General features: G+C 40.6%; 9 protein-coding genes and 1 pseudogene. 3 read left to right on the plus strand and 7 right to left on the minus strand.

Features of this window, described 5'->3' with window-relative positions:
• Positions 1-336 precede the first annotated feature (336 nt).
• Positions 337-954, plus strand: coding sequence for a hypothetical protein (locus V6R21_RS31255; protein WP_334247408.1), 618 nt, complete (start codon positions 337-339; stop codon positions 952-954).
• Positions 955-1,078: 124 nt separating this feature from the next.
• Here V6R21_RS31255 and uvrA read toward each other — a convergent pair.
• Positions 1,079-3,924: pseudogene (gene uvrA, locus V6R21_RS31260) on the minus strand (excinuclease ABC subunit UvrA).
• Between the two features lie 232 nt (positions 3,925-4,156).
• On the opposite strand from uvrA, the gene V6R21_RS31265 reads away from it, so the two are divergent.
• Positions 4,157-4,753 (plus strand): superoxide dismutase family protein, encoded by a 597-nt coding sequence (locus tag V6R21_RS31265; RefSeq protein WP_334247409.1) that lies wholly within the window; start codon positions 4,157-4,159, stop codon positions 4,751-4,753.
• Positions 4,754-5,583: 830 nt separating this feature from the next.
• On the opposite strand, the gene V6R21_RS31270 is transcribed toward V6R21_RS31265, so the two are convergent.
• The 5 genes from V6R21_RS31270 to dapF form a co-directional block, all read right to left on the minus strand.
• Positions 5,584-6,540: a KpsF/GutQ family sugar-phosphate isomerase gene (locus V6R21_RS31270; RefSeq protein WP_334247410.1), complete on the minus strand. Its 957-nt coding sequence runs from the start codon at positions 6,538-6,540 to the stop codon at positions 5,584-5,586.
• A 31-nt stretch (positions 6,541-6,571) separates the two neighbouring features.
• Positions 6,572-7,141, minus strand: coding sequence for a MarC family protein (locus V6R21_RS31275; protein ID WP_334247411.1), 570 nt, complete (start codon positions 7,139-7,141; stop codon positions 6,572-6,574).
• Between the two features lie 171 nt (positions 7,142-7,312).
• On the minus strand, positions 7,313-7,882 hold the full coding sequence (locus V6R21_RS31280; protein WP_334247412.1) for a hypothetical protein: 570 nt from the start codon (positions 7,880-7,882) through the stop codon (positions 7,313-7,315).
• A gap of 96 nt (positions 7,883-7,978) precedes the next feature.
• A complete protein-coding gene (locus tag V6R21_RS31285) occupies positions 7,979-9,970 on the minus strand; it encodes an OmpA family protein (RefSeq protein ID WP_334247413.1) in 1,992 nt (663 codons plus the stop codon).
• Between the two features lie 312 nt (positions 9,971-10,282).
• Complete coding sequence (dapF, locus tag V6R21_RS31290; protein ID WP_334247414.1) at positions 10,283-11,056, minus strand: diaminopimelate epimerase; 774 nt, start codon at positions 11,054-11,056, stop codon at positions 10,283-10,285.
• A 210-nt stretch (positions 11,057-11,266) separates the two neighbouring features.
• Between dapF and V6R21_RS31295 the strand changes: the two genes are divergently transcribed.
• Positions 11,267-12,244, plus strand: coding sequence for a hypothetical protein (locus V6R21_RS31295; protein WP_334247415.1), 978 nt, complete (start codon positions 11,267-11,269; stop codon positions 12,242-12,244).
• A gap of 55 nt (positions 12,245-12,299) precedes the next feature.
• Here the strand turns inward: V6R21_RS31295 and V6R21_RS31300 are convergent, their stop codons facing one another.
• Entirely contained in the window at positions 12,300-13,022 is a 723-nt protein-coding gene (locus V6R21_RS31300; RefSeq protein WP_334247416.1) for a LytR/AlgR family response regulator transcription factor, read from the minus strand.
• Positions 13,023-13,025: the final 3 nt, after the last annotated feature.

The following is a 13,025-nucleotide window of genomic DNA, read 5'->3' on the forward strand; positions in this document are numbered from 1 at the left end:
GTTCCTAACACACTTAACAAAGCATATTTGTTCTTACTCACTTAGGGAGATAGATAATTTTAGAAGTGTAACTTTATCTTAGAATAATATTCTGTAAGTTACTTTTCGCCACTTAAAATATTTTTTAAATGTAAAAATAACCTTAATATTATTTTAATATTGAGCTGTTTGTTAGTGAAAAATTTCTTCCTCATGTTTGTATTGTCAGACAACGACAAAGGGACTACAAAATCAAATAATCTAAAGTCCTGATTTATTAAGATCAAAACCTAACACATTTCGTAGTCTGACTTTTAGAAACAAGAAATTAAGAAATCAAAAATAAAGAGAACAACTATGAAAACATTAAAGACAATTCTAGCCGTTCTGACACTAAGTATCTTTACACTTATCAATGCAAACGCTGAATACAGACCATTAGGTGGTATTACTTATAGCTTCAAAGTGGCGACAGGTCAGCAAGTAGCTACATTGGTACTTAAAGACATGGAAGGCAAAGCAGTTGACTTCATCTTGAACAACGCACAAGGTAAAGTGGTAATGCACCGCAAATTTGAAGGTATTACTGAAACTTCTGCAAAACTGGATTTCGCAGCACTGCAAAAAGGTGAATACACAATGACGCTTCAGTTTGAAGACAACCGTGTAATCAGAAAACTGGAAATCACAGATGCGAAAACTGTAATCATGAAAGACTACCAGCTGACAAGCAAGGACATGCCATACCAATTCAAGCTGCAAGGCAAAGAATTGAGCCTGTTCTTCAACAAGCAAGCTGAAAAAGTACTGAACATCACGATTACAAACGAAGTAGGAGAAGAAGTGTACAGCACTCGTTTCGTAAACGGATTCAAGCCTGTTAAGCAGCTTGACCTGAGACTTTTGGACAGTGGTATCTACTACGTGAAAATCAAAGGCAACGAAACTAACGTAACAGAAACAATTGCTCTGTAATCAATACAGACATTCATTTTCATACATACACTAAGCAAAAAGCCCTACCGATAATCGGTAGGGCTTTTTTTGTACAAGAGAAATTCAGTAAAAGGAATATGCCAGTTACTGAACTAAACCTGTCTTACTTTAGCTCCTCTTTGAGGAACTTGGCTGTATAGCTTTTCTTATTCTTTACAACTTCTTCAGGAGTACCTGTACAGACAATTGTTCCACCTTCACTACCACCTTCAGGACCAAGATCAATGATATGGTCTGCCACTTTGATCACATCAAGGTTGTGTTCAATAATCAATACGGTATTGCCTTTGTCTACCAACTTCTGAACAACATCAAGCAAGTGTTGGATATCCTGAAAATGGAGTCCAGTAGTAGGTTCATCCAGAATATAGAATGTTTTGCCTGTGTCTCGTTTGGAAAGTTCAGTAGCTAGCTTGACCCTTTGAGCCTCACCTCCTGAGAGGGTTGTGGCATGCTGTCCAAGCGTGATATAACCTAGTCCTACATCATTCAAGGCTTTTACCTTACGAAGAATTTTAGGTTGGTGCTCAAAGAATTCCAACGCTTGTTCCACGGTCATATCCAATACATCTGAGATGGACTTGCCTTTGAAACGAACTTCCAAGGTTTCTCTGTTGTATCGTTTGCCTTTACATGTTTCACAGTCAATATATACATCAGGAAGGAAATCCATCTCAATCAGTTTCTTGCCGCCTCCCTGACATTCTTCACAGCGACCTCCCTTAACATTGAAGGAGAACCTCCCTGCTTGTAACCCCTAATCTTGGATTCGGGAAGGTTAGCAAAGATTGCCCTGATATCTGTAAACATACCTGTGTATGTAGCAGGATTGGAACGAGGAGTTCTACCGATTGGTGATTGGTCTACCTCAATGACTTTGTCTATATGTTCTAAGCCTGAAATCTGCTTGTAGGCTTTCGGTTCCTTCTTTGACCTATAAAAATGTTGGTTAAGAATAGGGTAGAGCGTATCGTGGATCAGGGTTGATTTACCACTGCCTGATACACCTGTTACACAGATCATCTTGCTGAGAGGAAACTCTACACTGACGTTTTTCAGGTTGTTTCCTGAAGCACCTTCAATTATCAGCACTTCGCCGCTGCCATTTCTACGTTGGGCAGGTATCTCAATCTGACGCTTTCCTTGCAGGAAGTCAGAGGTCATGCTTTTTTGTTTCAGGAATTCTGCTGGAGTTCCGGCTGCAATTACTTTACCGCCATGAATACCTGCTCCCGGACCAATGTCAAGGATATAGTCTGATTCAAGCATCATATCCTTATCGTGTTCGACAACAATTACAGAGTTGCCCAAGTCACGCAAGTTTTGCAGAGAGTGAATCAGTTTAATATTGTCACGCTGGTGCAAGCCAATACTAGGCTCATCTAAAATGTAAAGAACACCAACGAGTTGTGTGCCAATTTGTGTAGCAAGTCTGATACGTTGAGCTTCACCGCCTGAAAGTGTCTTCAGAGGTCTATTGAGAGTAAGGTAGTCCAACCCTACATCTAAAAGGAAACCGATTCGCTTACGAAGTTCCTTTAATATCTCATGGGCAATGATGTTCTGCTTCTCAGATAGGCGGGACTCAATACCAACAAACCATTCACTCAAAGTATTGATGTCCATTTGTGCCAATTCGGCAATGTTCTTTTCATCAATCTTAAAGTGTAAAGCCTCTTTCTTTAGTCGGCCACCATGACAGTCTGGACAAGTATTGATTACCAAAAATTCTTCTGTCCACTCTCGCATCTTTTCTGATTCAGAGTGGCGTTTCAGGAAGTTGATAACCCCTTCAAAGTCTGTATGCCAATTGGTGCCAGGGTATTTTGTAGATTCCACCTCCACTTCTTCATCAGAGCCGTAGAGCAAGATATCTAATACATCTTCTGGAAGCTTGTTAATTGGTGTGGAAAGACTCAGTTTTCTTTTCTTGAGGATTGCCTCGATTTTTTTGAAAATCCAGATATCACGGTATTCACCAAGAGGCGCAATTCCTCCTCGGCTGATACTTAGCTTTGGATCAGGAATGATGGATTCCTTGGTGATTTCCTCCACTTCACCAATACCGTTACAGGTAGGACAGGCCCCATAAGGTGAGTTAAAGGAGAACATGTTTGGTGCAGGTTCATCATAGGATATACCTGATACAGGGTCCATCAAGTGTTTGGAGAAATGTTTAACGTTTTTCCCCTCAGCTTCATCCGGAAGGTAAATCATCATGATGCCTTCTCCATGTTGCATAGCCGTCTTGATAGACTGTGTAATGCGGAAGCGGTCTTCTTCTTTTACAATAACCCTATCCACCACGATTTCAATATCGTGGGTTTTGTAGCGGTCTACCTGCATTTTTGGAACTAGGTCCATTATTTCTCCATCTACACGCACTTTCCCGAAACCTTGTTTGCGCAATTGGACAAAAAGTTCACGGTAATGTCCTTTACGTCCTTTGACAACAGGCGCCAGAATGACCATTTTCTTGCTATCATATTTGTCCATGATTAGCTCAATGATCTGGTCTTCGGTCTGCTTAACCATTTTTTCTCCTGTAACATAAGAGAAGGCTTCGCCAGCCCTAGCATACAGAAGTCTTAGGAAGTCATAGATTTCGGTAGTAGTCCCTACAGTAGATCGAGGGTTGCGGGAAGTGGTTTTCTGCTCAATTGAGATAACAGGACTAAGTCCCTCGATTTTGTCCACGTCAGGCCTTTCCATATTCCCGATAAACGAACGGGCATATGCTGAAAAGCTCTCCATGTAGCGGCGCTGACCCTCTGCATAGATAGTGTCAAATGCCAATGACGACTTGCCACTGCCACTGATGCCAGTAATTACGATTAGCTTGTTGCGAGGGAAGCTTACATCAAAGTTTTTGAGGTTGTTTTCCCTAGCGCCATAAATTGAAATTTGTTCGTCAAATGTTCCGTCCTGTTCTTGCAGGTACTTGTCCATGCCTTCCGTCTTCACGCGTGATTGTGTTTGAGTTGTTGCAGATAGACAAAGTTAGGAACATTTGCTTGATATACCACGAAGAGTGTTTATGTGAATCAATATTTATCACTATTCCATTACTGACAGGGCTTCGGGGTGTTTATATGTTGAACCTATTGGGCTTTTTTACGCTTAACAGAGTATGTGGAGTTGATGAAGAGGGGGATGTCAATTGTAACATAATCAGTGATATATGAAAGATAGTGATCTAATGGTGCTGCTGGTGATATGTGGATGTATGTCGTGCGGTACGCCCCAAGAAAACAAAGAAAAAGACAAAACAGTGGCAGAGTATTCAGAAGGCGACTCTCCTATTATTGGAAATGCTGTAGCCCCTAAAAAGGCAGTAGCCCATATCGGTGCTGCAAGTGGGAGCAATGTAAAAGGAGAGATCACTTTTTTGTATGAAGGAGACAAAGTCACGATGAAGGTAGAGGTAGAAGGACTGCCAGCTGGTACACATGCTATACATTTACATGAGAATGGAGACTGCTCTGCTGAAGATGGCAAGTCAGCTGGAGGGCATTGGAATCCGATGGATAAGGATCATGGTAAAATAGGCAACGATGGCCCATATCATAAAGGGGATATTGGTAATCTGGAAACAGGTGAAGATGGAAAGGTAACTTTGACATTTTTTACTGATGAGTGGTGTGTGGGATGTGGAAATGAGTCCAAGGACGTAATAGGGAAATCGGTTATCATCCATGCAGGAGAAGACGATTTCACCTCACAGCCTTCAGGAAATGCAGGAAAAAGAATCGGTTGTGGTGTCATTGAGCAAGAATGAGGGATGGCAGTTTACAAACAGTTGAAAAAATGACGGATAACTTTATGTACATTCGTTGAAAATCCCTCATAAAACTCTGATAACGGGCAATTTTGTCGCTTTTTTACAAGAGAAAAGCACAGTTGCCCTATTACCTTTGAAATAAGGAAAAAATACAAACAGCTACATGTCTTAAGCAATTTCTCAAATAGTTCCGAATGTAAAATAGAGACTGTTTATATTGATGTTTAGACGTGATTTATAACCCATTTTCCCAAAGTATTATAAGTGATAAACATTTACCACATTTCACACTATACTAACTGACACAGACAAAGCACTAAATGTGCTACTTGGCTAAAAAATACTCACACACTTTTACTACACACAACCTGTGCTACTTGGCTATATGTATTCAACGGCACCGAAAGGTGCTACTCGGTTAATTTTACTGTTGTATCCACAGGTTGTGCCACTCGGCTCTAAATATTAAAAAAGAATTTACTACCACAAGCGGTTCTCTGTGGAAAGGAAGAACCAAATAATTTAGCTAAAAACTCAAAACTACAAACAGTACTTACAACCATCTACTAACATGTTGCAATGTTCGATTACACACTGCCATTCTTATGGATTGGGCTGAGCAGATCATTCCTGCAAGGTACTTGAGAATTCAAGGACTCTAGAAATGCATGACTAACATATCCGTTAGAGGATAGTACATTACTCCAAAATTGGGGGCTAAAAGCTATGACCTAATAACTTCAAACCTATTAGGCAACCGAAAAAAAGAAAGGCAGTTTACCCGAAAAGGTGCAAACTGCCTTTTTGTATTATAATCGAAAAGGAGATCAGATAGCGTAAAGCTGCATCACTCCAACAGGTTTCTTATTGCCATTTTCTACCACAACAAGAGAAGTGATCTTGTTGTCGATTAGCATTTTTTCGGCTTCGGCTAGCATCATGTCTGCTGTCACGGTTTTAGGGTCGCGAGTCATGATATCTTCAATTTTCTTGTCAAAAAGCTGTTGGTATTTTTGCCAAGCACGACGCAGGTCTCCATCAGTAATGATACCGATTAGCTGCTCATCTTCTACAACCATCGCCAAACCTAGTTTCCCTTCACTCATTTTCAGAATCAGGTCTTGAAAAGTAGTGTCAGGAGTCACAAATGGAAGGCTTTCCGATCGCATTACATCTTTGACTCTTGTCAGTAACTTTCTGCCTAAACTGCCTCCTGGATGGAACATGGCAAAGTTTTCAGGTTTGAAGTTTCTCTCCTCCATCAGGGCAACAGCCAAAGCATCTCCCATAGCCAAAGTAGCAGTGGTAGATGACGTAGGAGCCAATTCTAATGGACAGGCTTCTTTGCTGACTGAAATGTCAAGGAAGAAATCAGAGTTACGAACTAGCGTCGATTCAGCACGCCCACAGATAGAGATAAACTTGTTGCCGTTTCTTTTTACAGCAGGAATCAGGCGGATCAACTCCTCCGTTTCTCCTGAGTTGGAGATGCCAATGAAAATATCATCCTTGGTAATCATACCCAAATCGCCATGGAAAGCTTCAGCAGGGTGCATAAAGAAGCTTGGCGTACCTGTACTAGCCAGTGTAGCAGCGATTTTTTTTCCAATATGTCCTGATTTACCCATGCCACATACGATCACTTTACCGTTGTTACAGTCAAGAATTGCTTGGACTGCACCTGCAAAGTCATCAGTGAGTTTGTCTGAGAGGGCTGCGATTTCTTCCGCTTCAATTTTGAAGACTCTTTTTCCCGCAGCCAATATTTTTTCGTTAGTGTTCATCAGTGTTATATATTTTGATAGTATGGATGTCTCAGAGGTTCATAATATTATCTTTGAACAGCCTGATGGAAATAGCCAGCAAAATAATGCCGAAGATTTTTCTTAAAACTCCTGTACCATTGTCACCAAGCTTTGATTGTATCCATTTGGACCCTTTCAAAACAGCATATACTAATACAAGGTTCAGGATAATACCGATGAGGATATTGAACTGACCATAGGCAGCTTTAAGTGAAAGGATTGTGGTCAGTGAACCAGCTCCTGCAATTAGAGGAAAGGCTAACGGCACAATTGATCCACTTGTTGAGTTAGGATCTTCCTTGAAGATGGTAATACCTAGAATCATTTCAAGTCCCAAGAAAAAGATGACCAATGCACCAGCTACTGCAAACGAGGCTACATCAATACCTAATAACCCTAGCAGTTTTTCACCAACAAATAGGAAGGCTATCATGATAACCCCAGCTACAAGTGTTGCTTTTTCTGACTCAATATGTCCTTCTTTTGCACGAAGGTTAATGATGATCGGAATATTTCCCATCATATCAATCACTGAGAAAAGAATCAGTGATACGGATACAATCTCTTTAAAATCAAACATAACTGTGAAACGTTTCCTATAATACGTCTTCTATTGAGGACGTCTTCAGGGTTTTAACATAAAAAAAATGCACACTCTGAAGGGGGCTTTCCCAACAGAGGTGCAATTATAACAGTTTGAATACTTTTTATATAAAATTGAACGTAAAATACACGTTAACAGCAGAAGACTTTATTCCCCAAGCCTGAACGTAATCTGCTGTTTAATGATTTGGTACAGTTTGACGGGAAGAAATGTTCGCCAATTGGCAATGTCCAGACTGCCTCCCCAGTTGATGTACCAGTCAATATTGTAATGTGACATTTCATCCAGTACAAAATCTCTGAAATTGATAGCCACAACCCAACCGTCTTCTACATCTTCAAACCACTCTTCGTAGTAACACTCGTCAGAACCGTGAAAGTTAAGTATGTTTTCTCCAATCAGGATAAACTTGTTGATGCCCTTATTTATCATCAGGTCAATCACGTTCCTCTTGAGGTACATTACATCATTGTAGAGTGTGTCATTCCATTCTCCCAGTAATTCGATGATGGCAAACCCTTCACCGTAATGGACATAGAGAATCTTAATGTACAAAGTCTCGGATCCTATATTGTCCCACATCGGGTGGATATAGTAACCGTAAATCTCCTGAGTATAATGTGTGATGATGTATTCTCTGCCATAAAAAGGGGAGTATTCATCATTGCTTGCCACATAATACTTTTCCCATCCATAATAAGGTTCTATATCGTGCATGACAATGAAATAAAATTGGAAGTACCACAAGCAATGACTGGGCATTTGTTATGCCTCAGTCGGCAGCACTTCCAATCTGAATTTTTGTCTTTTATTTTAATATTGATCAAATATCTCTTCTCCTTCCAGTAACGCTATTGTAGTACGCCTGTTTAGCTGATGTTCTTCTTCAGTTTGGGCATTATAGATTACTGGTTGTTCTTCTCCGTATCCGCGTGGTACCAAGCGGCTAGCATCAATTCCTCTGTAAGTGAGGTATTCCACAGCAGATTCGGCCCTTTTCTGTGACAGCTTCTGGTTGTAGCGGTCACCACCTCTGTCGTCAGTATGTGAACCCAGTTCAATCTTCACCTCAGGGTGTTGGCGAAGGAACTGTACCAATTTGTCGAGCTCCTTGGCGGCATCTGAACGAATATCCCATTTGTCAAAATCATAGTAGATATTGTTCAGAGTGATTTCACCTTCACGTATTAACTCCTCATAGAAGTCTTTTGTTAGGTCAACCTTTGTTTCAAGTACAATATCGACAATCTTCTCAGGACGGTCTTTTACATCTTCCTGTTCTACCTCCTTATCAGCTGTGGTATAGGATGTAGTATCCTTAAGGTAGTTAACCTTGTCAGATACAATTTCATATTCAGGTCCCATTACGAGCTGTGGGGTAAAACGGAAATATCCTTTTTCATCCGAAGTAACTTCATCGATAATTTTACCACCTTCATCTACTAGCTGTAAACTGACATTGGCTAAAATCACTTCAGTTGTGTCTTTCTTTTCTACTGCTGTACCAGCAAGGAAGTACCTAATAGGTTTGAGGAGTGGAGTACGGTCTTCAAAGAAATAGATGTCGTCATTGCCTTTGGCCATATCACTTTCTCTATTCGATGTAAATACACCGTTTTTCTTATCCTTGAAACTGATGCCGAAATCGTCTGCAGGAGAGTTGAATGGCGCCCCCATATTCTTGACAGAGATCTTACCATCTTTACGGGTAGCGACAAATAAATCCAATCCTCCTAAACCTGGTAAACCATCAGAAGAGTAATAAAGTTTGCCATCCTTGCTAACGTAAGGGAACATCTCATTACCTCTTGAATTGATCTTGCTACCCATATTACGGACATTGCCCCATTCTCCTTTATAGTCTTTGGTTGCACGGTAAATATCGACCCCTCCGTAGCCTCCTGGACGATTGGAAGCGAAGTAAAGCGTTTCACCATTTGGCGAAAGAGCCGGACAAGCATCCCATTGATCAGGCAAGCTGATAGGAATTAATACAGGGTCAGACCAAGCATCTCCATTCCAAACAGACTCATAAAGGTTTACTTCCTTATACTCTTCTTTCCGTTTAGCAGAACTGCTTCGTGCAAATATCATGGTTTTACCATCCTTGCTGAATGTGGCAGAAGCCTCATGTAAGCCAGGGGTGTTGACAAGTGAATCCAAGTAAATGGAAGTACCGGCACAACTGTCTGGAGATTCCATGTAATTGTACAGGTATAGGTCTGTATAGCCTCCACCAGTACCTTCATAAATGATATCAGTGTCTCGTGCTGCGGTATAAACCAATTGGTCGTTCCAGTAGATTGGTGAGTATTCTGCTTGTGAAGTATTAAGGGAAGCGCAGTTGTTGATAAAGATAAAAGGGTCAGGCTCTTGGAGTTTTTTGATTTCTTCTATGGCTTTGACTTCGGTTCGAGCCAGGCGTTGAAGGTCAAAATTCTGTCCTTCACGGATGTATTCGTTGAACAGGTTGACAGCTTTGTCGTATTCACCTTTCTGTTTCAGACCCATTGCGTAATAGTATTTCACGCCATCGGGAACATATCCTAGGTCTTTTGCTTGCTTATAGTAGGGCATAGCTTCTACAAGCCTATTGGAAAGGCGGTAGGATTCTCCCATTCTGTAATAGGCAATTTTCTGCTTGCTTTCAGGCAAGGAGCCTTTTTTCAGGATGTCATCATAGATGTTGATTGCGGTATTGTATTCTCCTCGTTCAAAGCGTCTATCAGCTGATTGTAGGGCTGATCTACAGCCGACCATGGCAACCAAGCCAATCAGTAAGAGCAGCGCACTGGTTTGTCTCATATTTTAGCAAGTCTTTGATGGTAGGAATATCAAGTTAAAAAAGCCTTTGTGGATTCAGTTGATAAGCTTTTTGAAAGTCGGACTATCGTCTTGCTATGGCAGTAGTCTTCATTGTATGACTTCTCTTAACTCTCTCCGAACAGTTTTTGGGGTGTTTGATATATGGTGTTCATCAGTAGTTAGGAAGCCTTTTGGTGCTGAACACTTCAGGCTTTTTACAATTTAATAAGTTCCATGATTTTTCTAAATGGTTGATAAAGGTTTCGTGCACCTTCTCTAAATATTCAATTTTAGAGAAGGTGCCATAACCAGTTACAGAGACCATTCTCCTTTAAATACCATCTGTGCAGGACCGATCAAAAATACATTACTGTATTGCTCACCTTCTTTGTCGAAAGAGACTTGAAGCTGACCGCCCATCACTTTGACAGCAACAGGGCTGCTGGCACCTTGTAGGCTTGCCGCAATTGCACAAGCTGTAACGCCAGTACCACATGAGAGTGTTTCGTCCTCTACACCTCTTTCGTATGTACGAACTGTCAGTGATTGAGGCGCTGTTTGCTCTACGAAGTTGACATTGGTTCCTGTAGCCTTGAAACGGTCATTGTAACGGATATTTCGACCTTCCTTAAAGACATCCAGTTCCATTACCTCAGGTAAAAACTGAACATAGTGTGGAGACCCAGTATCCATAAAGAAATAATCATCCCCTTGCTCAATTTCAGCAGGAGCATTCATTTTGAGGTGTACGAGTCCGTCTTCAATAAAAGCTTCATGTAGTCCATCCGCTGCCCAGAAAGTTGTGCTGTTATTGAATAATCCTAAGAAGTGAGCAAAGTGTACTGTACATCTTCCGCCATTTCCACACATGGACCCGACTTTTCCGTCAGCATTGAAATATACCATTTCAAAATCATGCTCAGTATGATTTCTGAGTAAAATTAATCCATCTGCACCTACACCAAATCGGCGATGACAAAGCAACTCTACCAACTTTTGGTCATTGATATCAAACTGTTCGTTGCGGTCATCAATCATGACAAAGTCATTTCCAGTGCCTTGGTATTTATAGAATGTTAATTTCATTTTATGAACTAGTGATTAAGTGTCGAATTCAGTAGTTTATTGAACTGTTAAAGCCCTATCTTTGCCCTGTAATGTTGGTAAGAAACTTGCTTCATTCCAGATAACAAAAATATACTTGTACTTTTGTAACTGCAAAACTTTAAAAAGTCCTATTGTTGTTACACTCGTTAATCAATGAACTGTACGAAATTGCAGGAAAACCTTTTTTGAATGAAAATATTACTGATTGCATTCTTTCTACTCTTTTCAGGAACCAGCCTTTTTGCGCAACATGCTGTTTTGAAAGCAGGAGCAGGAGTTGGTTATGAATATATGCTTTCATCCAAATGGAATAAGGCCATTGATGAATTTAATAACCAACCTGATAATGCTTTGTTTTTACCCAACTTGGAGCATGGCTTCCGTTTTGGGGCAGCTGCAGACTTTCTGGTGTATGATGGTATTACGGTAGGTGCTTCCTTTACAGTTTCGAAATTCAAGACATCGTCATCGGGTGCTGAGGGACAATCTGCAGTTGATATGAAAGTCAGGTTCAATAATATCTCATTGGATGGAGATGTTTACCTATTCAAGTTTTTTGAAAACAGATTGTTGCCTAAGGTGAAAGAAAGCTTTTTTGTGAGGGTTTCGCCGACATTCTATATGATGAAAGCCAATGTAAATGGCTTGGAGTTACCCGCTAATGATCCGAACAATCCGACAGCACCTCCTGTAACTTCATTTACATCAAGCAGCAATGGTTTTGGGCTTGGACTCGGAGCAGGTTATCAGGTGTATGTAACAGACCGACTTTTGTTGACGCCACTTGTCAAGATGGATTTTGCCATTGGAAACCAGATTGAAGGACTTTCAGCAGCACTAAATACAACATCAAACTACGACAAGTCAGGTACGATTCGTCCATCGTTTGAAGTGAAACTTTCATATGCCATCTTACAAAGGTTACCTATTTGCCCTATTAAGAGCTGTAAGGTACAGCAAGAACACAGGCATGGTATGTTTGGTGAAAAAGCATTGAGAGGAAATCCATACACCTTGAGACAGAACCAAAAGTATGGAGATATTCATAGAGGAGATGCAAAGCATACACAAAAGACAAAACCTTACTCTACTGAAAAAGATGTCAAGAAACGTGTGAATAAGAGAAAGAAAAGAAAGCGTAGACTTATCATCATTGGTGGAGAATAAAAACCATAATAAAGGGAAGCAGCTCGGTGACTAAACAGTGGCCGAGCTTTTTTATTTATTTGCCTACATATTTTCCTTTGAATATTCTGTCCATCACTTCTTGCTTGAGACTACGGCTCATCGTGATGGCAGTATCGCCAACCATTAGCATATTCCCCTCTACAGCATCGACATGTTTTATGTTGACTATAAAAGATTTCTGAACACGGAGGAATTTTTTTTCAGGCAGTCTTTTTTCAATTTCCTTGAGCGTATAGAGCGTTTGGTGTTCCCCATCAGTTGTGATAATGCGTATGTAGTTGTTTTGAGCTTCTACATATTGAATATCGGTAAGCTTGATCTTGCGGTATTGAAAATCTTCCTTGATGAAAATGTAATCTTCGTTGTCAACAGGTGGGGAAACTTCTTTGTGCAAAAGCTCAAACTGTTCATAGGCTTTGTTGACAGCTTTCAGAAAGCGTTCGAAAGGAATGGGTTTGACAAGGTAATCCAAGACGTTGAGTTCGTACCCTTCCAGGGCATATTGAGGGTAGGCAGTAGTGATGATGACCATAGGTGGGTTAGCCTGCATTTTCAGAAAATCCAGCCCTGAGATACGAGGCATATTTATATCCAGAAAGATCAGGTCAACTTTATGTTCCAGTAGGACCTGTTGAGCTTGTATGGCACTTTCGCAGGTACATACTGTATTCAGAAATGGAACATCTGTTACATATTCGGCTATACCTTCTCTAGCCAGCTCTTCATCGTCAATAATCAGGCACTGAATTTTTCTCATAAC

The sequence above is a fragment of the Limibacter armeniacum genome (assembly GCF_036880985.1).
In the GTDB taxonomy this organism is placed as follows: Bacteria; Bacteroidota; Bacteroidia; order Cytophagales; family Flammeovirgaceae; genus Limibacter; species Limibacter armeniacum.

Excerpts from the sequence above, each read along its gene's own strand:
- V6R21_RS31255 (WP_334247408.1), top strand. The coding sequence starts at position 337 with ATGAAAACATTAAAGACAATTCTAGCCGTTCTGACACTAAGTATCTTT.
- V6R21_RS31265 (WP_334247409.1), top strand. The coding sequence starts at position 4,157 with ATGAAAGATAGTGATCTAATGGTGCTGCTGGTGATATGTGGATGTATG.
- V6R21_RS31270 (WP_334247410.1), bottom strand. The coding sequence starts at position 6,540 with ATGAACACTAACGAAAAAATATTGGCTGCGGGAAAAAGAGTCTTCAAA.
- V6R21_RS31275 (WP_334247411.1), bottom strand. The coding sequence starts at position 7,141 with ATGTTTGATTTTAAAGAGATTGTATCCGTATCACTGATTCTTTTCTCA.
- V6R21_RS31280 (WP_334247412.1), bottom strand. The coding sequence starts at position 7,882 with ATGCACGATATAGAACCTTATTATGGATGGGAAAAGTATTATGTGGCA.
- V6R21_RS31285 (WP_334247413.1), bottom strand. The coding sequence starts at position 9,970 with ATGAGACAAACCAGTGCGCTGCTCTTACTGATTGGCTTGGTTGCCATG.
- dapF (WP_334247414.1), bottom strand. The coding sequence starts at position 11,056 with ATGAAATTAACATTCTATAAATACCAAGGCACTGGAAATGACTTTGTC.
- V6R21_RS31295 (WP_334247415.1), top strand. The coding sequence starts at position 11,267 with ATGAAAATATTACTGATTGCATTCTTTCTACTCTTTTCAGGAACCAGC.
- V6R21_RS31300 (WP_334247416.1), bottom strand. The coding sequence starts at position 13,022 with ATGAGAAAAATTCAGTGCCTGATTATTGACGATGAAGAGCTGGCTAGA.